This window comes from Formosa agariphila KMM 3901, assembly GCF_000723205.1.
GTDB classification, from domain to species: Bacteria; Bacteroidota; Bacteroidia; order Flavobacteriales; family Flavobacteriaceae; genus Formosa; species Formosa agariphila.
Genome location: NZ_HG315671.1, coordinates 557,657 through 581,981 on the forward strand (window position 1 = coordinate 557,657; position 24,325 = coordinate 581,981).

Sequence of the window (24,325 nt, forward strand, 5' to 3'; positions counted from 1 at the left end):
ATTTGGGGTGAATAATGTAACGCGATTTAATGTTTAAATGGTGTTAATCAGTAGTTTGTGGAGAGTTATTTTGAATGCAAATTTGAGTTTTAAAATATAAACATGAAATGCATACGTTTAAGGTAGAAAAGTAAAGGAAATAGACGATGAGTATTAACCGTAATAGTGTGAATTTTTAAAATGAAAAGTTAATAGTTATTAAAGAAATATGCTATGTTTAGTAGGAGATGTATATTTGCCGAATATTGAAAATGCTAAGGAAATAAAAGTGTTTTCAACATTATAAATAAATCCCGTTTAATTTTATAATTACTATGAAGCATCTTTTATTTGTCCTCTTATTTACATTTAGTTTAACCACTTTTTCTCAAATTCTAGATCCTGTTAAATGGTCGACTTCTGTAGAAAAAGTATCGGATACTGAATATAATTTAATCTCGACAGCCCAAATAGATGCAGGTTGGCATTTGTATTCTCAATTTGTTCCAGATAATGGTCCAATACCTACTACATTTATTTATGACAATTCTGAAGGTACTTTTAGTTTAGAAGGAAATACTACCGAAGAAGACGGAGTTACTGTAGATGACCCTGTTTTCGAAATGAAAATAAAACTCTTTGAAGGTAAAACGCAATTTGTACAGCATATAAAACTCTCTGAACCTGTTCAGAAAATTGATGGATTTGTAGAATTCATGGTTTGCGACGATACAAGATGTTTACCTCCAACAGAGGTAGAGTTGGAATTTATATTGGACAAGAATACAATTGCTTTAGCTGAAACAACATCTACAGCCAACTTAGAAAAAAAATTAGAAACAGATATTCAAAAAACTAAAAAAGCAGCCTCTAATAAAGGGTTATGGTCTGTTTTCTTTATCGCTTTTTTATCTGGTTTCGCTGCATTATTAACGCCTTGTGTGTTTCCTATGATTCCTATGACGGTTAGTTTCTTTACTAAACAAAGTAAAAATAAGGCTGCAGGTATTAAAAATGCTATTATTTATGGGGTAAGCATTATTGTTATTTATGTTTTATTAGGAACCGCTGTAACCGGAATTTTTGGTGCTAGTGCTTTAAATGCTTTAGCAACTAATGTTTGGTTTAATATTATATTTTTTATCTTATTAGTAGTCTTTGCAACTTCTTTTTTAGGAGCTTTCGAAATTGTTTTACCAAACTCATGGGCTAACAAAGTAGATTCTCAAGCCGATCGTGGTGGTTTAATCGGAATCTTTTTTATGGCTTTAGCACTAGCTATAGTGTCATTTTCTTGTACAGGACCAATTGTCGGTACACTTTTAGTTGAGGCGGCATCTAAGGGAGGAGCAGCTCCAATTATAGGAATGTTCGGTTTTTCGTTAGCTATCGCTTTACCATTTGCACTATTTGCAGCGTTCCCAGGTTGGTTAAATTCATTACCAAAATCTGGTGGCTGGTTAAATACGGTAAAAGTAGTATTAGGATTTTTAGAACTAGCCTTAGCCTTTAAATTTTTGTCGCAAGCCGATTTGGTGTTACAAATACACTTTTTAGAACGCGAAGTCTTTATCGCCATTTGGATAGCTATTTTCGGAACATTGGCTTTTTATCTGTTCGGAAAAATACAATTACCACACGATTCACCATTATCTCATATTTCTGTAGGACGATTAAGTTTAGGGCTTATCGTATTATCATTCACCATTTACATGATTCCTGGACTATGGGGTGCGCCCTTAAATTTAATTAGTGCTTTTCCTCCGCCACAAGAATATAGCGAATCGCCTTATGGTGTAGGATTTTCTAAACTTGGCAGTGGAGTTGGTGCTGCTGCACACGAAGCGTTACCCGATGGAGCACATTTATTGGCGCCACACGATATTATGGCTTTTAACGATTATGATACAGGTGTTGCGTATGCTAAACAAGTGGGTAAGCCTATCATGTTAGATTTTACAGGTTGGGCTTGTGTAAATTGTAGAAAAATGGAACAAAATGTTTGGCCAGAGCCAGGCGTTTTAAATATTTTAAAGAATGAAGTGGTTCTTATTTCATTATATGTAGATGATAAACGACCATTAGAAGAAGGCGATATTGTAGAATCGCAATTAAAACCAGGAAAGAAATTAAAGTACATTGGTCAAAAATGGAGTGAATTACAAACCGTTAAGTATAAATCTAATTCGCAGCCATTTTATGTGATTATCGACCATAACGAAGAGAAATTAATAGAACCAGTAGCTTATCTTCCAGATGCAGAAGCGTATCAAGAATGGTTAGAAATAGGGGTTCAGAATTTTAAAAAATAAGAACATCTTTAAATAAATTAAAAAAGCATCATTAGCTGTTAAAAGTAATGATGCTTTTTTGTTTTTCTAATTTGATTTTCTGAATTAGAATGCCATTAAATCTCCATATTTAAACTTAAAATTTAAATATGTTATCAGTTTTTCGGGACTAATTATTTTATATTCATTAGACGAGTTCTTGTCTAATATTGGATGCATTCGTCCAACTTTCGCCATTTCTTTTGTGTAATAATCGGCTCGTTTTGGATGCGAGTCAGCGCAGGCATTGAAAATTTCACCTTGAATATTTTTTTCAATAAAAAGCGATAGAATTTCTACACAGTCATCTTGATGAATCAAATTCACATAACCTTCGGGATTAGGAATTGTATTATGAGAACGGATAAAATTCCCGGGTTGTCTTTTGTATCCAAATAATCCGCCAAACCTAATTATAGTCGTTTTAAATTTCGAGCTGTTTCTAAATAGATTCTCAATGCTTACCAACGGACTATCGTTGGTTGGGTGCTCTTCTGTAACCACCGAATTACAATTAGAATATACCGATGTAGAACTTATATATATAACATGTTTTACAGATGAGGTTTCAATATGTTGAATTAAACGCTTAAAAGCAGAAATGTCTTTTGATGTGATTAATATGATTAAAGTCTCAGAATTTAAAAACTCTACAGGAAATTCATCAGCTGTAATGTCTAAAAGGTAAGGCGTAATATTAAATGATTTAAGAGCAGATAATTTATCGGGCGTAGTAGTTGTTCCATTTACATTGTATCCTGTTTTTAATAGTCTTTTTGCTAGCGGTAGGCCTAACCAACCACAACCTAAAATACTGATGTCTTTCATTGATATTCTCTCTTTAGAAGTTTGTTTTTATAGGTTATACAAATCTAAAACGGCTTAATGTTTAAATTTGATAGATTTTAACCTTAATTTTTAAGAAAATCATTATAATATGTGATTTAATTTTTACTTTTAATAATCTTCAGTGTTATTTGAAGCGAATAACTGAAAATAATTATTAATAACAAAACTAACCAATGGAACACAGTACAGTATCAATTAAAGACAATTCAGCAAATCCAGGTCCTTTAGGATTATTAGCTTTTGGAATGACAACCGTTTTATTAAACCTGCATAATGCTGGCTTTTACGAAATGAATTCTATGATTTTAGCAATGGGAATTTTTTATGGCGGTTCGGCTCAAATTGTAGCAGGAATTTTAGAGTCTAAAAAGAATAATAGTTTCGGAATGACTGCTTTTATATCTTATGGTTTTTTCTGGTTAACGCTCGTCGGTTTAATATTGATGCCAGAATTAGATATTTTTGAAGGTACCTCTACACCAGGAATGATTGCATATTTTATTATGTGGGGCATATTTACATCGTTATTTTTTATCGGAACTTTAAGAATAAATAAAGCATTACAATTTGTGTTTGGAAGTTTGGCTATTTTATTTTTTCTATTGGCTCTGGGCAGATATACAGGAAATCACCTAATAGAAACCATTACAGGTTACGAAGGAATTATTTGCGGTGCATCGGCTATTTATGCAGGGGTTGGTACTTTATTAAATGAAGTTTACGGAAAAATAATTATGCCTTTAGGTCCAGTTACTAAATAAGTTAGATTGTGTGTTGTTTGTTTTAAAAAGGTTCATTTAGAAGGTATTCAAAATGTATTCTAGCGGTTTTAATTAATCAATGCATAATTTATATTGTACATCTAGACTGAGTAGTGTAAATTTGGTCACAACTATTAATCAACCCAAAAAATCACAAGTATATTATGAAATGGCAAGGAAAAAGGCAGAGTTCGAACGTAGAAGATAGAAGAGGGCAACAAGGACCAAGCACAGGAGGCGGCTTTGGAGGCATTAGCCCGATGTTATTAGTGCCGTTATTTAAACTTTTATTTTCTAAAAAGGGATTAATAATTGCTGGTATTGTTGTTTTACTTTCTGTAGTTACTGGCTATAATCCGTTAAACTTAATTAGTCGATTTTTAGGAGGCGGACCAATTATGACAGAAAGTTCTGCTAATTATAAACCTACTGCAGAAGATGAAGAATTAGCTGAATTTAGTACAACTATTTTGGCAAGTACAGAAGATGTTTGGAATCAATTATTACCAAATTATAGAGAGCCAACTTTAGTACTTTTTACGGGGTCTGTGGCATCTGCATGTGGTGCAGCTTCAAGTTCTACAGGACCTTTTTACTGCCCTGGTGATGAAAAATTATATTTAGATATTAGTTTCTTTCATGAGATGGAAAATCAAATGAATGCGCCTGGAGATTTTGCTCAGGCTTATGTAATTGCTCACGAAGTTGGACATCATATTCAAAAAATCATGGGTATTTCAGATAAAATGCAACAATTAAGAAGTCAATTAAGCGAAACAGAATACAATAAATATTCAGTACGTTTAGAACTTCAGGCAGATTATTTTGCTGGTGTTTGGGCACACCATTCTCAACAAATGACACAAATGATGGAGAGCGGTGATTTAGAAGAGGCTTTAAATGCTGCCAATGCTATTGGGGACGATCGTTTACAAAAGCAAGCTACTGGTCGCGTTGTTCCAGATTCATTTACACACGGAACTTCAGAACAGCGTATGCGTTGGTTTAAAAAGGGATTTGTTTCAGGAGATGTATCTCAAGGCGATACTTTTAGTGCTAACCCGCTTTAGAAATAAGAGTTTTTATTTAGAGTAATTGAATTTATTTAAAGAATGAATTACGATTAGGTTTATACTAATTGTGATTCATTTTCTTTATGCTTGCTTTTCAAGGCTACTAATCCGAAAATTGGACCAATTGCTAATATTAAGTAAATTACTGTTGGATTGCTAATCATAGATTGTAAGAAGCCTAATGTTTGAATACTGATAATAGTGATGATAAACCCAATACAGTTAACTATGGTTAAAGCACTTCCTTTAGTTTCTGCAGCTGTATTATGGGCCACTAAAGTAGAGAAAAGGGGAGAATCTGCAACCACTACAAGTCCCCAAAAGATTAGAAAAGCCACAAATATTACTTCAGAATTTATATAAAAACTAAGTGGCGAAACTATACAGCAAATGGCAGAAACCAATAAAATGTAAAATGCCGAACGTTTAACTCCAAATTGTTTAGACCAGATGCCGCTAAAAGCACAACTTAAACAGCCACTACCAATTACCAAAAAGGAAATGAAAGAAATGTTTAATACGGCTTCAGGATGCATTTGGTTGTAGGTTTTTATGAGTATGGGTGTAAATGCCCAAAAGGCATATAGTTCCCACATATGTCCGAAATATCCAAAAGCAGCTGCCTTAAAGGCTTTGTTTTTAAATAGTTTAAACAGCACGGTAAAGTCTACTTTTATGCTCGATTTTCTAAACGGACCATTTGGGACAAAAAAGAATATTAAGCAGCCTCCTAAAACAGATAATATAGAGGTGGTATAAATTACTGTTTCCCACGGCAAATGCTGAGTAATGTTGCTTAGAAGGTGTGGGAAGGCTGTTCCTAAAACCAATGCACCAACTAAAAAACCAAGGGCTTTTCCTAAACCTTGATTATAGTAGTCAGCAGCTATTTTCATACCTACAGGATATATTCCTGCAAGAAAAAAACCAGTTAAAAAACGTAGTATGAGTAGTAACGTTAAAGATTGTCCTTTAATAACCAAACCGCAATTAAAAAGTGCCGCTAAAAAGGCACTCACCATAAATACTTTTGATGGCGAATACCGGTCTGAAATTGTAAACACAGCAAAAACGAAAGTTCCTAAAATAAAACCAAATTGTACAGCTGAGGTTAAAAAACTTAATACAGAAGCATCTAAATGGTAAACTTGAATAAGCTCGTCCATAACACCATTTCCAGCAAACCAAAGCGATGTACAACAGAATTGAGATATAATTATTAACAGTAAAATGTGTTTAGGAATGTATTCTGTAATACGTGTTTTAGTTCTCGTCATTTACATAATGGTATACTAGTTACTAGTTTTTTACTTTTCCAACAGAACCCTGAATTGAGTGTTCTAATTGAAACATATGTGTTGGTTTTAAATCGGGTTCTGTTTTGTGCGAAACATATAAAACGGCTGAGTTACTTTCTTTAGCAATTTTTTGAACTAATTTTATAAATAGCAATGCGCCCTTATCGTCTAAACCAACAGTAGGTTCATCTAAAAGAATTAACGGCGGATGTTTAATCATTGCTCTGCAAATTAAAATTAAGCGCTTATCCGTTTCAGAAAGTTCATAATAATTAATGTGCTTAAGTGTATTTAGCCCAATTAATTCTAGCCATTGTTTTGCTAAATTTACTTCTAAATCTGTTGGAATTTGATATAAACCAATACTGTCTTTCAACCCCGAAATTACCATATTTAAGGCACTATGTTGTCCGTTAAATAAGTGCATCATACTAGGTGTAAAATAACCAATATGGCGTTTTATATCCCAAACGGTTTCGCCAGAGCCTCGTTTATTTCCAAATAGATAGACATCTTGTCCGTAGGCTTTAGGATTGTCTCCAATCATCATGGTAACAAGAGTCGATTTTCCTGTACCATTAGCACCTTTTAATTCCCAAAATTCACCTTGATTAATCGCCCAACAGATATCTTTTAAAATTAATTTGTCGTTATAGGTTACATTAACTTTCTTTAATTCAATTAATGTTTTTGGTAAATGATAAGTAGGTTTAGATATAGGTTTAGGTAGCGGATGTTTAAAGTCGATATCACGTGTGATTTGTTCTTGATTTAAATATTCTAAGAGATTTTGAATAAAAAAAGTGTCAGAATCAGGTCTTAAAATGTATTGAATACAATGTAAAATATCATCTTTTCTACTAAAAAACTGAATAACGGGAATGTCTTGAGATAGTGATAGTAAACGCGATTTTAAGTCGGCAACATTTTTAACATCTAAAGAGTCGAATGGATTTACAATAACTAAAAACTGGGGCTTACTTTTTAAAAGGTAATCAAATAAAGCTTTTTTACGCTCTCCGCTAGAAAGTGTTAATAGCTTTCGTTTAGAGTCTTGTGTTAGTGTGAAATTGTCGTGTAATAATTCGTCTTTTATAAACTCATCTAAAGTAGAATTTGATAAAAATGTGCCTTGTTTGTTTTTAAATTCTGATAGAATTGGATTGTTAGATGTGGTAATGTGTTTAATGTAATCTTCTGTAGCAGGTTGTTTTGTAATTTGTATACAAATATGTTTTGGCTCCATTTTAATCTAGAATTTGAGTTTCGAAACCATCAATACTTTCTGTATTTTTATCTGTCCAATATTGTTTAATTCCATCTTCTCCTTTTTGTATTGCCCATTCGTTTAAAGTAGGACGTTCTTCTTTAAAATCCATAAACGGTACACCAAATCCGCATGAGGTTTGGACTAAATCTACATCCATTTCAATTATCTGTCTAGAACCAACTGCATCAGGAAAATGTGTGCTATAAGTATGGAAAGCTTCATCTCGAGGGTGAAAAATAGTTGCATTTCCGTATAATCTAAGAATTAAAGGTTTGCCTTCAAAAGCACAAAACATAATGGTCATTCTTGTGTTCTGAAGTAAATGTGCAGCAGTTTCGTTTCCACTTCCAGTTAAATTCAGCCAAATAATTTTGTTTTTATTAATCACTCTAAAACTATCGGTGCCCTTAGGAGATACGTTTACACGACCTTCAGAAGCTGCTGTACCTACAAAAAACAGGTGTTGTTTCTTTATGAATTCCATTATATGTGGTGCTATGTAATCTATCTTCTTTCCCATGACATTGATTTTAGTTTTGAAAGGTATAAAAATAAAAAATCTACTTCCTAACCAACATGATGGAAGTTAAAAAGTAGATTTTTATAAAAGTTTTTTTATTTAGTCTGCTTTTTCTGGAGAGATATATTTGTAAACAACACCAGCTATAATAGCACCAACAATTGGAGCTACCCAGAATAACCATAATTGGCCCAATGCCCAGTCGCCAACAAATAGCGCTTGACTAGTACTTCTCGCAGGGTTAACAGAGGTGTTTGTAACTGGAATACTAATTAAATGGATTAGCGTTAAACCTAAACCAATTGCTAATCCGCCAAAACCTTTGGGTGCTTTAGAGTGTGTTGCGCCAAGGATAATTATTAAAAACATAAATGTCATAACAATTTCTGTAACTAAGGCAGACATCATATTGTACCCATCAGGGGAATGTTCGCCATATCCATTTGCTGCAAATCCGCCTAATTCAAATCCTGCTTTTCCTGAGGCAATGCTATATAATATTCCTGCACCCAAAATTCCTCCTAAAACTTGAGCAATAATATAAGGTACAACGTCTTTCTTATCGAAACGTCCACCTACCGTAAGGCCAATTGTAACCGCTGGGTTTAAATGACAACCAGAAATATGTCCAATAGCATATGCCATGGTTAATACAGTAAGTCCAAAAGCCATAGCGACTCCTACAAATCCAATTCCTAATTCTGGGTATCCGGCTGCTAATACAGCACTACCACACCCGCCTAATACAAGCCACATGGTGCCTATAAATTCAGCTACTAATTTTTTCATAATGTTGGTTGGTTTAAAAGATTAATTATAAGGTTGATCGCACTCTAATTATAATTTAATGTGCTTATCAGTATCAACGCTATAAATATGCGAAATCTTTAGAAACTTTTTATGAAAAATATAGCAATAAAATTTTTGTATGGTTTTATGATTTATCGTGCTCTACCCAAATTAAATCGTCTGTATTGTAGCCAATCTCTTTAGCTTTTTTTAAAAAATCTTGTTTTATGCTTTCAGGTATAAATGTTTCTCGAGATAGAATCCATAAATAATCTAGATTCTTACCTGCAACAAGTGCATATTTGTAGTTGTCTTCCAGTGCAATAACATTATATCCAGAATAGAAAGGGCCAAAAAAAGACACCTTTAGCTTGGCTATAGAATCGCTATCTACAAATTTAGCTTTTCCTTCTGCTTCTTGCCATTTATCTTTTTTGTAGTTATAACCTTTATTTTCCACTTTAATAGTTTGATTTGAATTGATGGAATAATTTGCGGTAGTATTATTAAGGTCTTTTTCAAATTTGAAATCGAGTCGTGCTATTTCATACCATTTTCCTAAATATTTTTCTTTATTAAAGGGTGTAACGGCTTCAGCTTTTTCTGGAATAGTAGCACAAGATGTAAATATAGCTCCTGTTATTACTATAAGAAGTGTTGGAATCACGAATTTTAAATAATGCATGTTATAATTTGTTAAGGTTAAGTGCTAATTAAGGTACGCACATCTATATTGTAATACAATTTTATCATAATAATACTAATTTTAGTATCTGTATTACATGTGTTTCTAACTTAAAAGCATTTAGGTTTATCAAAAAAATAGATAATTATTGTTCGCTTGTGGTAGTTGAAGACCTAGTCTTTCTAATCAAATATTTGACTATAAAAAGTTATAATCAAGTTAGCATAAAATCATTAAAGCTGAACAATGTTAACATTGTTCAGCTTTAATGATTTTTTTTAATCCTTTAAGTGTTTATACTGTTTTAGGACTAGAAAATATGTGTTTTTTTGTTTTAGAATCTGTATAGTAATTCTAAACTATGAATAAAATTGTTGTTAGCATACACTTTGTCTGGATCGAAAGCAAACTTTCCTAAAGTTTGAAGTCTAAGTCCCCATACAGGTGTAAACCAGAATCTTAAACCTAAAGTAACGTTTCCAGAAACATTAGATTCGTCTGCAACTTTAAAATAACCTAAACCTAAACCTGCGTAAGCATCAATGTTTTCATTTTCAGCAATGTACTCGTCAAAATAAAATTTACCATTAACATCAAAAGAAGTATAGTTACCACCTTCAATCCATCCGCTTCCGCCATGAGCAAAATCTTCATAAACTTCATCAATTTTATTAAAACTTAACATAGGACTAATAGACCAGTGTTCGTCAAACTTATATTCTACTCCTAAAGTAATTGGTCGACTAAAACTCCAACGTTCTGAACCTTTAAGAGGATCTTGATAGGCACTATCATCAAGTAAGTTGATACCAAAGCTGGCAACCCATGATTCACGTCCTCTATATTGACTGTAAGTCAATGTAGTAAACAGAAGGAAAAAAAGTATAATTGTAGTCTTTTTCATATTAAAAATTTTTGTTAAAAATAATGTTTAAAAATTTATTATTGTTAGTTAAAATGATTTTTTTAGAAGATAATTTTATTTTTTAATTTAATGACAATTAAACAATTAAAGGACTAACATAATCAAAATTAATTGCTCGATATACTAGTAAAAGTTTAATAAATTATTAAGAATTAATACTTCTCTTTATATCGGATATTGTTTTTAGTTGATTAGTGCTCTTGAATACATAACTTCCTGCAACTAAAACATCTGCTCCACAATCAATTAATGCTTTTGCATTCTTATCTGTAACGCCTCCGTCAATTTCAATACGAGTAGATGCACCTTTTTTGTTAATTAATTCTTTTAATTTCTTGACTTTATTATAGGTGTTTTCTATAAAACTCTGACCACCAAAACCAGGGTTAACACTCATAATTAAAACCACATCGATATCATTAATAATATCTTCAAGTACGTTAACATTAGTGTGTGGGTTTAATGCAACTCCCGCTTTCATACCTTCGGCTTTTATAGCTTGAAGTGTTCTATGTAAATGAGTACATGCTTCATAATGCACGGTAAGTATATCACTTCCAATTTCTGCGAACGTCTTAATGTATCTGTCAGGGTCTACAATCATTAAATGTACATCTATAGTTTTAGTAGCATGTTTAGTAATTGCTTCCAAAACAGGCATCCCATAAGATATGTTAGGAACAAAAACGCCATCCATGATATCGATATGGAACCAATCGGCTTCGCTATTATTAACCATTTCAACATCTCGCTGCAGGTTACCAAAATCGGCAGCCAAAATAGATGGTGCTATTAATTTAGAACTCATTTAATTATAATTTTCGGCAAATGTAATATAAAAAAATGAACCCTCGGTAATCAGCCGAAGGTTCTTTCATCAATCAAAAAACGAACAGTTAACTTTCGCACTAATAGTGCTTAAACTGTTTGTTATTGTCTTTAGGTTTATCCTAAATATGTTTTTAATATTTTGCTACGTGAGGTATGTTTCAACCTACGAATAGCTTTTTCTTTTATTTGTCTAACACGTTCACGAGTTAAATCGAATGTTTCTCCTATTTCTTCTAAAGTCATTGGATGTTGATTTCCTAGACCGAAATATAAACGAATAACGTCTGCTTCTCGAGGTGTTAATGTTTCTAGTGCACGCTCAATTTCTGTACGTAACGATTCGTGTAATAACTCACGATCTGGATTTGGAGATTCTCCACTATTTAATACGTCGTATAAGTTAGAATCTTCTCCCTCTACAAGTGGAGCATCCATACTAACGTGGCGACCAGAATTTTTCATAGACTCCTTAACATCGTTAATCGTCATGTCTAATTCTTTGGCTATTTCTTCTGGACTTGGCGGACGTTCATGAGCTTGTTCTAAAAATGCAAAAGTCTTATTGATTTTGTTTATAGAACCAATTTTATTTAATGGTAAACGTACAATTCTAGATTGCTCTGCTAATGCTTGTAATATAGATTGACGAATCCACCATACGGCATACGAAATGAATTTAAAACCACGTGTTTCATCAAAACGTTGTGCTGCTTTAATAAGTCCTAAGTTACCCTCGTTAATTAAGTCGGGTAAAGTTAAACCTTGATTTTGATATTGCTTTGCTACCGAAACCACAAAACGTAAATTAGCTTTTGTTAATTTTTCTAAAGCGATTTGATCACCAGCCTTAATACGTTGCGCTAATTCTACTTCTTCGTCTGCGGTAATTAAGTCAACTTTTCCAATTTCTTGAAGATATTTATCTAGCGAAGCTGTTTCTCTGTTTGTAACCTGCTTCGTAATTTTAAGTTGTCTCATTGTAAAGTTCTCCTGTAAATTAAGTGAATACTCCTTTGTATGTAGTTATACGTAAGCTTGATTAAAAATGTTACAAAAGATTTGATATTTTTTAAATTTTAATTGTCTTTTTAAGATTTAGATTAATGTCTTCCAACATATCATTTGTAAATTTAAAGTGACCACGTGTTGTAATTAATTTAAAACGATATGATTTTAAATTACTTAAGGTGTTTAGAAATAACCACTTTGATTTTAATAAATTAGGTTTTGAAGATTTTAAACCAATATCGAAAATATGTTTTCGGCCTTCCTTTTCTGCAACGATGTCTGGTGTAACATTTAATTCACTCCCTTTTTTGAGATAAGATTTTGGCGTTTCATAGCCTTCTATATCTGCTTTAATGTTTTCAAATCCGTGTTGTTGTAAATATGTAATCGATTGATTTAAAAAATCTGAGTATTTTAGTTTGTCATTATATATCATAGCTAATAATATAACTCTTTTTGATGTAAAAATCAAATATTCAGGTTTTTAAGTTTTTGTGAATAAAAAAAAGCCAATTTTGAAAATACAAAATTGGCTTTTAAATATAGTTAAAAGATTACTTAATCTCTTTTTTCTCTAGGTTTTCTATCATCACGTTTGTTGTCGCGATTTCTATTATCTCTAGGTTTTCTATCATCACGATCGCGTGGTGGTCTTGCTACATAACCTTCTGGTTTTGGCAAAATAGCTTTTCGAGATACTTTTTCTTTACGTGTTTTAGGGTCTGTTCCGAAATATTTAACATCGAATACATCTCCCATATTAACAACGTCAGAAACATTTTCAGTACGTTCCCAAGCTAACTCACTTACGTGTAATAAGACTTCGTTTCCTGGCGCTTCCATATATTCTACAACAGCTCCAAAATCTAACATCTTAATAACTTTTACTTCGTAAACGCTACCAACTTGAGGTTTAAATAATATAGAATCGATTTTAGCTTGTACAGCTGCAATTCCTTCATTACCTACACCTAAAATTTCAACAATACCTTCTTCAGTTACAGGGTCTTCGTTTATTACGATAGTTGTTCCTGTTTCTTTTTGCATTTCTTGAATTACTTTTCCTCCTGGTCCAATTAATGCACCAATAAATTCGTTAGGAATTCTTCTAGTAATCATTTTAGGAGAATGTTCTTTTACATCTGTATTAGGTTCAGAAATCGTATCTGTAATTAATCCTAAGATATGTAAACGACCATCACGAGCTTGTTTTAAAGCATTTACAAGAATTTCGTAAGATAATCCTTTTACTTTAATATCCATTTGGCAAGCAGTAATACCATCTGCAGTTCCTGTTACTTTAAAGTCCATGTCACCTAAGTGATCTTCGTCTCCTAAAATGTCAGATAATACAGCGTATTTTCCAGATTCTACATCTGTAATTAATCCCATAGCAATACCAGAAACAGGTTTCTTTAATTGCACACCAGCATCCATTAACGCCATTGTTCCTGCACAAACAGTTGCCATAGAAGACGAACCGTTAGATTCAAGAATTTCTGACACTACACGTACTGTGTAAGGACAGTCTGCAGGGACCATATTTTTTAAAGCACGTTGTGCTAAGTTTCCGTGTCCAACTTCACGACGAGACGTTCCTCTTAACGGACGCGCTTCACCAGTAGAAAAAGGAGGGAAGTTGTAATGTAAATAGAAACGCTCTTCACCTTCAAAAGATGGCATATCTACTTGGTTAGCCTCTCTAGATGTACCTAAAGTAACTGTTGCTAATGCTTGAGTTTCCCCACGTGTAAATATTGAAGAACCGTGTGTAGAAGGTAAATAGTCTACTTCACACCAAATTGGTCTAATTTCGTCAGTCTTACGACCATCTAGACGTAAACCTTCATTTAGAGTTAAATCTCTAATTGCAGCTTTTTCAGCTTTATAGAAATATTTAGATACTAAGTCACCAAAGTCTTCTAATTCTTCTTCAGTAAAAGATGCTTTTACTTCAGCTTTAATTTCTTCGAAAGCAGCACTTCTTTCATGTTTTGCAGATGCTTTTTTAGCAACGGCATACACTTTATCGTAAGTTAATTCTTTAACTTTTTGCTCTACAGCTTCGTCTTCTCTTTCTCCTTCGTACTCACGTGTTTCTTTCTTACCAAAAGCTTCTGCTAATTTTACTTGAGCAGCACATTGTACTTTAATAGCTTCGTGAGCAAATTTAATTGCTTCAGCCATTTCTTCTTCAGAAATTTCTAACATTTCACCTTCAACCATCATTACAGAATCAGCAGATGCTCCAATCATCATATCGATGTCAGATTCTTCTAATTGTGCTCTTGTTGGGTTGATGATGAATTCACCATTAATACGACCAACTCTAGCTTCAGAGATTGGTGTTTCGAATGGTACATCAGATAATTGTATAGCTGCAGATGCGGCTAATCCAGCCATTGCATCTGGCATAACTTCAGGGTCATGAGACATTAACTGAATCATAACTTGAGTTTCTGCGTGGTAATCTTTTGGGAATAATGGACGTAAAACACGGTCTACAAGACGCATAGTTAATACTTCACCGTCGCTTGGTCTTGCTTCTCTTTTAAAGAAACCACCAGGATAACGACCTGCTGCTGCAAATTTTTCTCTGTAGTCTACCGTTAATGGTAAAAAGTCTACATCACTTTGTTTGTAATTTGAAACTAATGTACATAATAACATACATTTTCCAGATGTTACTACAACCGATCCATGAGCTTGTTTCGCTAATTTTCCGGTTTCGATGGAAATTTCTCTCCCATCACCAAGGTCTATAACCTCTTTAAAAACTTTTGGAATCATAAATTTTTTTATTCTAATTAAACAATGGTCGTTGTGTTGTAGTTGTTGTGTGGTGACCAATGAAAAACTAAGTAATAGCTTTTTATATATCTCTTACGAGGGGTAATAACTAAAAAAAAGAGGCATAAAGCCTCTCTTTTATTATTTTCTTAATCCTAATTCTTTAACAATAGCACGATATCTTAAGACATCTTTCTTAGTTAAGTAGTCAAGTAATGATCTACGCTTACCTACTAATTTTACTAATGAACGCTCAGTATTATAATCTTTACGATTCTTTTTTAAGTGTTCTGTTAAGTGATTAATTCTGTGCGTGAATAACGCAATTTGTCCTTCTGCAGTACCAGTATCGTTTTTTCCTTTACCGTGCTTTGCGAAAAGCTCTTCTTTAGACTCTTTTGTTAAATACATTCCAATATTTATTTAAATGATTTTTATGTACATGGAAGCTTTTCTTCCAAGCGGCAAATATAGTAATATTATATCATTTAAATATTATATTGACAATCTTTTATAAAGAGGATAAAAAAAAGAGACGATTACGTCTCTTTTTGTATTTAAGCCCTTACAGGTTGATTTGTAATTAAATCGAGATATAGGTTAACTCTGTTTTTTAAATCTTTACGGTGTGTAATGAAGTCTAGGAAGCCATGTTCTAATAAGAATTCTGCCGTTTGGAAACCTTCAGGAAGTTCTTTTCCTGTCGTGTCTCTTACAATTCTAGGGCCTGCAAAACCTATTAAAGCTCCTGGTTCACTAATGTTAATATCGCCTAACATTGCAAAAGAGGCTGTTGTGCCTCCTGTAGTTGGGTCTGTACAAAGTGAAATGTAAGGAATTCCTGCATCTGCTAATTGTGCTAGTTTAACCGAAGTTTTAGCTAATTGCATTAAAGATAGTGCAGCTTCCATCATACGAGCTCCTCCAGATTTAGAGATAATCATGAGTGGAATATTGTTTTTTATAGAATAGTTTGCAGCACGTGCAATTTTTTCTCCAACAACACTTCCCATTGAACCTCCGATAAAGCTAAAGTCCATACAGGCTATAACGATGTCTTTCCCTTTAGACTTACCAACTGCTGTTCTTACAGCATCTTTAAGTCTGGTTTTATCTTGAGCAGCTTTTAAACGGTCTGGATACTTTTTAGTGTCTTCAAATTTTAGTGGATCTTTAGAAGTAAGATCAGCATCTAATTCTTTAAACGTATTGTCGTCGAATAATATTTCGAAGTATTCTTTACTTCCTATTCTAACGTGATATCCATCTTCAGGACTCACGTAAAAATTTTCTTCTAATTCATCGGTATCTACTATTTTTCCAGTTGGAGATTTATACCAAAGGCCTTTAGGGGTGTCCTTCTTCTCGTTGGTGGTGGTAGTAATACCTTTTGTTTTTCTTTTAAACCAAGACATATTGATTTCTATTTTTTATTCTGAGGCACTAAATGTACTTCAAAATTTTTTCGTTTAGCGTTTTCCTAACAGACATAAAAAAATAAGTTTCTTTATGTCTGTTAGACTGAATGTTATGTAAATATAGCAGAAATTTAGAGAGTAATAATAATTAAGCATCTCCGTTTTTTACTAAACTATATTCTTGCCAAAATTAAAATTTTGTTTTTAATAACAGCAAAACGCCACGATTTTTTTATAATGTGTTTACATTATTTAAATCTTCAAATGCCTTTTTTAAGCGTGCTACAAAGGTTTCTTCACCTTTTCTTAGCCAAACTCTAGGGTCGTAATATTTTTTATTTGGAGAATCTGCACCATCTGGATTTCCTATTTGTGCTTGTAAATAGGCTTCGTTTTGTTTCATATAATCACGAATACCTGTCATAAATGCATATTGCATGTCTGTATCGATATTCATTTTAATTACACCGTAGCTAATTCCTTCTCTAATTTCTTCTACAGTTGAACCTGATCCACCATGGAAAACGAAATCGATATGATTATGTCCTACACCATATTTCTTAGAGATATATTCTTGAGAATTTTTTAAAATTTTTGGAGTCAGTTTTACGTTACCTGGCTTGTAAACCCCGTGTACATTTCCAAATGCTGCTGCAATTGTAAATTGATCACTTATTTTACTTAACTCTTCGTAAGCGTAAGCTACTTCTTCTGGTTGAGTGTATAATTTAGAATCGTCTACATCTGTATTATCTACACCATCTTCTTCTCCACCAGTAATACCTAATTCAATTTCTAAAGTCATACCCATTTTGCTCATACGCTCTAGGTAAGATTTACAAATCTCCATGTTTTCTTCTAAAGACTCTTCAGAAAGATCAATCATGTGAGAACTGAATAATGGTTTTCCTGTTTCAGCAAAATGTTTTTCACTAGCATCTAACATACCGTCTATCCAAGGTAATAATTTTTTAGCACAATGGTCTGTGTGTAATATAACTGGTACGCCATAGGCTACAGATAATTCATGAACGTGTTTTGCACCTGCCACAGCACCTGCTACTGCTGCTTTTTGGTTTTCGTTACTTAATCCTTTACCAGCATTAAAAACGGCACCTCCGTTAGAAAATTGAATAATTACAGGAGCGTTTAGAGCTGCTGCAGTTTCTAGAACACCATTAATAGTATCAGATCCAATTACATTTACAGCTGGAAGAGCGAATCCCTTTTCTTTAGCAAGTTTAAAAATTTCTTGTACTTCTTTCCCGGTAGCAACTCCAGGTTTAATATTGTGTCCCATAGTTATTTTTTATTTATTGTGAATGTTGATTATTACCAAATGTAATACTTTTAAGTGTTTTTTTTAAGTTTTTAGGGGCTTAACTAACCCAAAATCTGCGCAAACGATGTATTTTTTTAATTTAAAATGTATTTAGAACGGATAGTTAATTCCGACATTATAAACGGCATTTCCAAAATTATAATCTTTAAACCATCTTTCGCCTTCAGAATAAGAAGGGTCGTAGGTTTTAAATCCGATATCAAATCTAAAAACTAAAAAACTAAAATCGTAACGTAGCCCAAATCCTGTTCCTATAGCCGTGTCTTTAAGTGAGCTAAAATTATCGAAAGTTGCAAATTCATCATCTACATTATCGAAAACGTTCCAAATGTTACCAACATCTACAAAAAGGGCCCCGTATAAATCTTCGAAAACATTAAAACGATGTTCCATATTTAGTGCTAATTTAAGGTTAGCTTCGTTAAAATCGTCATTACTTTGTGAGCTTCCTGGTCCTAAATCGTAAGCGGTCCAAGCACGATTGTCGTTAGCACCACCGGCAAAGAAACTTTTTGCAAACGGGATATTGTTTGAATTTCCATAAGGTATTGCGATTCCGAAAAAAGCGCGAATAGCAAATATGTTTTGGTGTCCTAAATCCCAGTGTTTTGTGTAATCGAACTCCGTCTTTATAAATTGTGAATAGGCTACATTAAATAATTCGTATTGATTGTCTTCGTTTTTTTGGCTATTAGAAAGTTTAGACCCTAGAGCGAGTAGGTTACCAGCAGATTCTAACTTAAATCTGAAAATGAAAAAATCTTCATCGGATGGGTTTCTACGACTGTCCTTAATAAAGGAATATGCACTAGATACAATTAGGTTATTTTCTGTTAAACGAATCATACGTTCATCGATATTGTTAACCGTTTGTATATCGTCATCAGAAATGCCATTTGGCGGATTATCGCTTAAAACTTCGTCTATAAATTCATTAGTACCATCTGGAATAGATAAATCTTCATCGCTAGGAATATAATCTATGTCATGGGCTATATCATCAAGAGTATCATAAGATGTGCTATACACATTAAAATAGTTGTCCGGATTAAGGTTTCTAACGTATTGCGCGTTAAATAAATCTAGTGCTTGAGTTATTCCTCGTTTGGGTCTCCAATTGTAATTTAAAGAACCTGTAAATGAACGTTTGTCTAGTCCTACATTGGTCTGACTTGCTATAGATAGTCCTATTCGGGTGGTAGGCGACATTGTTTTAGGGATTAAACTGTCGGTATTTATAGGGAAAAATATTCTTGGTATTGTGAGTTTTAAATCAGCTCCTAATTCATTAATATCGAAAAATTTATCTTTATCATCCGCAGCATCATCTGATGCGCCAATAGTAGCAAATCCTGATAATTCTAAAGTCTCAGCACCTTTAAAAATATTTCTAGCTAATAAACTTGACGATACTGTAAAACCTATAATTTGAATGTTACTCTGCGAAACTTCTAAGCTATAGTCTAAATTAAATTTCTTAAGTGGCGTTAAAAAAATATTTGCCGTAAGTGTGGTATCTGGATTCTCTATATAATTAATATCTGGATACCTAAATGTCTTTAATTCACTCAAGTGTTTATAGGTACGTGTACGATCTATATCTCTAAATATATTTCCAGGGCTAATAAAAATGGCATCGGTAAGTGCTTTTGGTTTATAAGCAATTTTGTCTTGAACGCTATATAAGTTGTAACCGTTATATTTTATAGTATCCTTAATGGAGTACTCTCTGCTTTCATGAGAATTATCGGTGTAAATATTTACATCTTTAATTTTATAAACTTTAAAAGGGCCATTTTGTATAGAATCGGCATTACGACTACTGCTATAGTTTTTAATTTGAACTTCAACATTCATTTTTTTATTAGTCTCAACAGTGTCAACTTGAAAAATAACATAGTCTTGACTAAACTGATAAATACCATTATTTCTTAGGTTTGAAGTGATTCTATCTCGCTCCGATTTAAAATTATCTGTAGTATAGCGTTCTCCTTTTTTTATAAAAGAACGTCTTTTGTTCTGATTGTAAATCGAGTCGACAACGGGAGACATTATCTTGGTAGAAATACTGTCGATTTTATATGGTGTTCCTCGGTTTACATGATATGCAATTTCAACCTTTTGTTTTGGTTTTAGTATGGTGTCGTAGCTTGCGCTGACATCAAACCAACCATTATTGATATAATAATCTTCTAAACGCTTAACAGATTTTATAGCGCGAGGTTCGTTAATTATAGAAGGTGCTTCACCAGTTGTTTTAAGCCAAGCATTTAGACTTTTTCTAGAATTAATATATTGGGATAACTGTTTTTTAGATAAAAAACGTTCTAAACGTTCGCGATGTTTTGCTGTTTTGTTTAAATGCGTATCGATTATAGAATCGATGTTTGGACGTGCTAAATTATAAATGTATAATCGTATAGGAAGACCTAACATGGTCTTGTTTGGCTCCTGATATAATAAATTATCTATTTGTTCTGAAGTATTACGAACGCTATCTACGTAAATCGTGTTTTTTACTAACAGACGCTCTCCTTCGCTAACGTTTTTAATAGAATTACATGCCGTAATTAAACCTGTTATTAAAATAAATAATACTATTTTTGAGAACCTTTGTTTCAAGTATATTTTAGAAATTAAAAACGTTTAAAAGACTTGTTTTATGTTTGCAATCTAATTTAAGAGCACGTAAAAAAGTTGCTTACAAAATCAAAAATACATTATTTGAATGTTATCAAAAAATCAAATAAAATTAATTAATAAATTAAAACTTAAAAAGCATAGAGTAGAGTCCAATTTGTTTGTGGCTGAGGGGATTAAGACAATTAAAGAATTGTTGCAATCCGACTTAAAACTACAACATGTATACGCTACCGAACCTTTTAATCTGGAATCGACTAAAGAAACGCTTATTTCTGAAACCGATTTAAAACGGGTTAGCTTTTTAACGACACCAAATCAAGCGCTTGCTGTTTTCGAAATTCCGAAATCAAAACCTATAGACCTTTCTCAACTTTGCGTAGCATTAGACGATGTTCGTGATCCCGGAAATTTAGGTACAATTATTCGATTATGCGATTGGTTTGGTATACATAATTTAATATGTAATAAAGGCACGGTAGATTGTTTTAACCCAAAAGTTGTTCAGGCTACAATGGGGTCTATTACGCGAGTAAATATTAACTATCTAGATCTAGAATCGTTTTTAAAGGAAATAGATGTTCCTATTTATGGCGCATTTATGGAAGGAGAAAATGTTTATACACACAAAAATCTTTCGGAAACGGGGGTACTAGTAATGGGCAATGAAGCAAATGGAGTGTCTAAAACTATTGAAGCATTAATTACTGAAAAAATTGCTATTCCACGATTCGGTGAGCTAAAAGAAACGGAAAGTTTAAACGTAGCTACTGCAACATCTATTTTGTTAAGTGAGTTTAAACGCCGGTCTATTGAAATGTAAAGTTTACAAAAATACCTTGCGTTTTCATACTAGATATATTGCCAGTCCAGGGACTATCAGGATCATAGTCACGAACTAACTCATCGTTCATAGCGAATACTCCTCGAATAGATGGTGTGAATTTAAAGTATGGTAAATAGAAATCTATACCAGCACCTATTTCGTAATAATAGGTGTGTTTTGTCATTCTGAATTGCCCCGAATGGTTGTCTTCTAAATTGTCTTCGTTACTATTTAAGTTTAAAGACATAGATAGACCTCCAACAATAAAAGGCTTAAAGTTGTTTATACGTTTTGCTGAAAATTTTAATAAAAGAGGTAGATGGATATATGTCGATTTTACTTCTCTATCTAGTATGCCGTTTGGATCTTCATCAAAGTCGTAAGTATCATAAGTGAAATTGTTTCCATTTGTACCTGTGGTTTCATAACCTTGAAAGTGATACTTATTATAACGTAAATTTCTAGTGGTAATGTAAAGACCTGGTTCGAAACGTAAATCGAAATAATCATTAATCCTCATGTTTCCGAGTAATCCTACACTAAAACCTATGCTTTTTTCTATTTGAATATCGGTGACATCTCTACCGTTTTCATCATTTATTTCTTCATTATATTCAAAATCAAATCCGTAATTATTAAAACCTAGAAAATAGCCGTAACTAAATCTATCTTTATCGAAATTCTCATTATTCAAAATACGTTCACGACTAAATAATTGGGCGAAACTTGATTGAGAAATCAGAATAAAAAATACAATTACAACTAGTTTTTTCATATTACTGTTTAGATGATGTGTAAATGGTAGCGACTCCAAATGTTTGTGGGAAATCTTTAACATTAATAAACCCCGTTTTTCTTAAAATATTGTTCAGTGCTTCACCATGAGGAAAAACTGCTGCAGAATCACTTAAATATTTATAGGCACTTTTGTCTTTAGAAAACAGTTTTCCAATAGCGGGCATAATGTTATTGGTATATAACTTATAGCCTTGTTTAAAAGGTGTTTTTACAGGAACCGAAGTTTCCAAAATCACAAAAATCCCGTTTGGTTTTAATACGCGCAAAATTTCAGCCAAACCTTTTTCTAAAGTTTCAAAATTTCTAACACCAAAAGCCACTGTAATCGCATCGAAAGCATTATCGGGAAACGGCATGTTTTCAGAATCACCTAAAATCATTTCAATGGTACCTTCTAAATTCTTAGCTTTTATTTTTTGTTTCCCTACATCAAGCATTCCTGGACTTATGTCTAGCCCTACAATTTTTTCAGCATTAGTTTTAGCTAAATTTATAGCCAAATCTCCTGTTCCTGTTGCAATGTCTAGAATAGAATTCGGGTTGGTACTCTTAACAAGCTCAACCACTTTTTCACGCCATTTAATATCTATACCAAAAGAAATTACACGGTTTAAATCGTCGTAAGTGCCTGAGATATTGTCAAACATTTTAGTGACTTGCTCCTTCTTACCAAGGTCGCTGTCTTTATATGGATTTACTTTTGTCAAATCAAAAATTTTCAGCAAATATAAGTTATTCACTATGCATTAGGAAACTTGAAAACAAATAATTATATTAATTGTAAAAGCATACAAGAATTATAAATTCTAGTATCTTTGTTTTACTTTTTAGGACATACCACACATGAAAATTATCATTGCAGGCGCTGGTGAAGTTGGGTTTCATTTAGCTAAACTTTTATCTTACGAAGCTCAAGAAATTACTTTAATAGATGTAAATAAGGATAGTTTAACAAAAGCCGATACACATTTAGATATTAAAGTTATTAAAGGAGATTCTACTTCTATCTCTATTTTAAAGGATGCTAGAGTCGCAGAAAGTGACCTTGTTATTGCTGTTACATCTTCCGAAACGACTAACATTACCGTTTGTGTTTTAGCAAAACAATTAGGTGCTAAAAAAACGATAGCTAGAATTTCTAATACCGAATTTATTAATCATAAAGAAGAAGTTGGTTTTACTAAATTCGGAATTGATGAGCTAATTTCTCCTGAAGCATTAGCAGCATCAGAAATTAAATTGCTTTTAGACCAGTCTGCTTTTAATGATAGTTACGAGTTTGAAGGTGGTGCGCTAACCATGCTAGGCTTAAACTTATCTAGTAGAATGACTTTTGTTGGTAAAACAGTAAAAGAAGCTGCCCAGATTTTTCCAGAAATACATTTTGTACCTATTGCAATTCAACGTTTTGGAACCCAGTATACTATTATCCCTAGAGGAGATACGGTTTTTAAACAAGGAGACAATGTGGTGTTTATTACTTCGGAAGGCGGAGCAGAAGAACTTTGTAAATTATCTGGAAGAACACATACAGAAGTTAAAAATGTAATGATTTTAGGCGGAAGTAAAATTGGATTTAAAGCCGCTCGCGATTTAAGCAACTCTTCTACACGTGTTAAACTGATTGAAAAAGATAAAGAACGTGCTTTTGATGTTGCAGACGAATTACCAAAAGTATTAGTAATTAACGGTGATGGAAGAAATGTAGATTTACTTGAAGAAGAAAATCTTAGCGATATGGATGCGTTTATTGCGGTAACAGGTAATTCTGAAACCAATATTATGTCGTGTTTGGTTGCGAAATCTAAAGGTGTTAGAAAAACGATTGCCTTAGTGGAAAACATGGATTATTTCGAATTGTCGCAATCTATAGGTATCGATACGCTTATCAATAAAAAACTATTGGCTGCCAATAATATTTTTAGATATATAAGAAAAGGTGATGTTGTAGCTATGACAAAGCTAAACAATATGCACGCCGAATTATTGGAGTTTAAGGTAAAGTCGAAATCGTTAATTTGTAATAAAATAATTAAAGATATAGATTTTCCACGATCTGCAATTATTGGAGGAATTATTAGAGATGGAAATGGTATTATTGCTCTTGGAGATTTTAGAATTACCGAAGGAGACCGTGTAGTGGTTTGCTGTTTACCACAATCTATAAAACAAGTAGAAAAACTTTTCCGATAA

The 24,325-nt window shown here is 32.9% G+C and carries 22 protein-coding genes; 5 read left to right on the top strand and 17 right to left on the bottom strand.

The features are described 5' to 3' along the window. Positions 1–314: 314 nt before the first annotated feature. Positions 315–2,291, top strand: coding sequence for a protein-disulfide reductase DsbD family protein (locus BN863_RS02350; protein ID WP_038527019.1), 1,977 nt, complete (start codon positions 315–317; stop codon positions 2,289–2,291). Between the two features lie 84 nt (positions 2,292–2,375). On the opposite strand, the gene BN863_RS02355 is transcribed toward BN863_RS02350, so the two are convergent. Then, positions 2,376–3,137: an NAD(P)-binding domain-containing protein gene (locus tag BN863_RS02355; RefSeq protein WP_038527022.1), complete on the bottom strand. Its 762-nt coding sequence runs from the start codon at positions 3,135–3,137 to the stop codon at positions 2,376–2,378. 194 nt (positions 3,138–3,331) lie between these two features. Between BN863_RS02355 and BN863_RS02360 the strand changes: the two genes are divergently transcribed. Both BN863_RS02360 and ypfJ read left to right on the top strand, forming a co-directional pair. Next, positions 3,332–3,919, top strand: a complete 588-nt coding sequence (locus BN863_RS02360) for an acetate uptake transporter (RefSeq protein WP_038527023.1) — start codon at positions 3,332–3,334, stop codon at positions 3,917–3,919. A gap of 164 nt (positions 3,920–4,083) precedes the next feature. Beyond that, positions 4,084–4,989, top strand: a complete 906-nt coding sequence (gene ypfJ / locus BN863_RS02365) for a KPN_02809 family neutral zinc metallopeptidase (protein ID WP_038527026.1) — start codon at positions 4,084–4,086, stop codon at positions 4,987–4,989. 59 nt (positions 4,990–5,048) lie between these two features. Here ypfJ and BN863_RS02370 read toward each other — a convergent pair whose 3' ends face one another. The 14 genes from BN863_RS02370 to tamL all read right to left on the bottom strand — a co-directional run bounded on the left by BN863_RS02370 (position 5,049) and on the right by tamL (position 20,490). Further along, a complete protein-coding gene (locus tag BN863_RS02370) occupies positions 5,049–6,269 on the bottom strand; it encodes an MFS transporter (protein ID WP_051774446.1) in 1,221 nt (406 codons plus the stop codon). Between the two features lie 22 nt (positions 6,270–6,291). Beyond that, entirely contained in the window at positions 6,292–7,536 is a 1,245-nt protein-coding gene (locus BN863_RS02375) for an ATP-binding cassette domain-containing protein (protein WP_051774448.1), read from the bottom strand. A gap of 1 nt (position 7,537) precedes the next feature. After that, positions 7,538–8,080 (bottom strand): pyridoxamine 5'-phosphate oxidase family protein, encoded by a 543-nt coding sequence (locus BN863_RS02380; protein WP_038527032.1) that lies wholly within the window; start codon positions 8,078–8,080, stop codon positions 7,538–7,540. Between the two features lie 99 nt (positions 8,081–8,179). After that, the gene (aqpZ, locus tag BN863_RS02385; RefSeq protein WP_038527035.1) at positions 8,180–8,869 is read right to left on the bottom strand and encodes an aquaporin Z; all 690 of its coding nucleotides are present in this window, start codon (positions 8,867–8,869) and stop codon (positions 8,180–8,182) included. Between the two features lie 145 nt (positions 8,870–9,014). Next, positions 9,015–9,554, bottom strand: a complete 540-nt coding sequence (locus BN863_RS02390; protein ID WP_038527038.1) for a lipocalin family protein — start codon at positions 9,552–9,554, stop codon at positions 9,015–9,017. Positions 9,555–9,888: 334 nt separating this feature from the next. Next, complete coding sequence (locus tag BN863_RS02395) at positions 9,889–10,458, bottom strand: porin family protein (protein ID WP_038527041.1); 570 nt, start codon at positions 10,456–10,458, stop codon at positions 9,889–9,891. A gap of 166 nt (positions 10,459–10,624) precedes the next feature. Next, positions 10,625–11,287 carry a ribulose-phosphate 3-epimerase gene (gene rpe / locus BN863_RS02400; RefSeq protein WP_038527044.1) on the bottom strand — a complete coding sequence of 221 codons (663 nt, stop codon included), beginning with the start codon at positions 11,285–11,287 and terminating at the stop codon, positions 10,625–10,627. A 137-nt stretch (positions 11,288–11,424) separates the two neighbouring features. After that, positions 11,425–12,288 carry a sigma-70 family RNA polymerase sigma factor gene (locus BN863_RS02405; RefSeq protein WP_038527047.1) on the bottom strand — a complete coding sequence of 288 codons (864 nt, stop codon included), beginning with the start codon at positions 12,286–12,288 and terminating at the stop codon, positions 11,425–11,427. A gap of 91 nt (positions 12,289–12,379) precedes the next feature. Then, the gene (locus tag BN863_RS02410; RefSeq protein ID WP_038527049.1) at positions 12,380–12,754 is read right to left on the bottom strand and encodes a hypothetical protein; all 375 of its coding nucleotides are present in this window, start codon (positions 12,752–12,754) and stop codon (positions 12,380–12,382) included. 122 nt (positions 12,755–12,876) lie between these two features. Continuing rightward, a complete protein-coding gene (locus BN863_RS02415) occupies positions 12,877–15,108 on the bottom strand; it encodes a polyribonucleotide nucleotidyltransferase (protein ID WP_038527052.1) in 2,232 nt (743 codons plus the stop codon). A 141-nt stretch (positions 15,109–15,249) separates the two neighbouring features. Beyond that, complete coding sequence (gene rpsO, locus BN863_RS02420) at positions 15,250–15,519, bottom strand: 30S ribosomal protein S15 (protein ID WP_038527055.1); 270 nt, start codon at positions 15,517–15,519, stop codon at positions 15,250–15,252. A 146-nt stretch (positions 15,520–15,665) separates the two neighbouring features. Next, positions 15,666–16,523 (bottom strand): acetyl-CoA carboxylase, carboxyltransferase subunit beta, encoded by an 858-nt coding sequence (gene accD / locus BN863_RS02425; RefSeq protein WP_038527058.1) that lies wholly within the window; start codon positions 16,521–16,523, stop codon positions 15,666–15,668. A gap of 235 nt (positions 16,524–16,758) precedes the next feature. Beyond that, positions 16,759–17,826, bottom strand: coding sequence for a class II fructose-bisphosphate aldolase (gene fbaA / locus BN863_RS02430; RefSeq protein ID WP_038527061.1), 1,068 nt, complete (start codon positions 17,824–17,826; stop codon positions 16,759–16,761). A gap of 132 nt (positions 17,827–17,958) precedes the next feature. Next, the gene (tamL, locus tag BN863_RS02435) at positions 17,959–20,490 is read right to left on the bottom strand and encodes a translocation and assembly module lipoprotein TamL (protein ID WP_038527064.1); all 2,532 of its coding nucleotides are present in this window, start codon (positions 20,488–20,490) and stop codon (positions 17,959–17,961) included. A 106-nt stretch (positions 20,491–20,596) separates the two neighbouring features. Here tamL and BN863_RS02440 point away from each other — a divergent pair, with 106 nt between their 5' ends. Continuing rightward, positions 20,597–21,331, top strand: a complete 735-nt coding sequence (locus tag BN863_RS02440; protein ID WP_038527066.1) for an RNA methyltransferase — start codon at positions 20,597–20,599, stop codon at positions 21,329–21,331. Here the strand turns inward: BN863_RS02440 and porT are convergent. Continuing rightward, positions 21,318–22,109, bottom strand: a complete 792-nt coding sequence (gene porT, locus BN863_RS02445; RefSeq protein WP_038527069.1) for a type IX secretion/gliding motility protein PorT/SprT — start codon at positions 22,107–22,109, stop codon at positions 21,318–21,320. The two genes, BN863_RS02440 and porT, sit on opposite strands and share 14 nt — an antisense overlap. 1 nt (position 22,110) lies before the next feature. Then, complete coding sequence (ubiE, locus tag BN863_RS02450) at positions 22,111–22,839, bottom strand: bifunctional demethylmenaquinone methyltransferase/2-methoxy-6-polyprenyl-1,4-benzoquinol methylase UbiE (RefSeq protein ID WP_038527072.1); 729 nt, start codon at positions 22,837–22,839, stop codon at positions 22,111–22,113. Between the two features lie 136 nt (positions 22,840–22,975). Between ubiE and trkA the strand changes: the two genes are divergently transcribed. Then, positions 22,976–24,325, top strand: coding sequence for a Trk system potassium transporter TrkA (gene trkA / locus BN863_RS02455; RefSeq protein WP_038527075.1), 1,350 nt, complete (start codon positions 22,976–22,978; stop codon positions 24,323–24,325).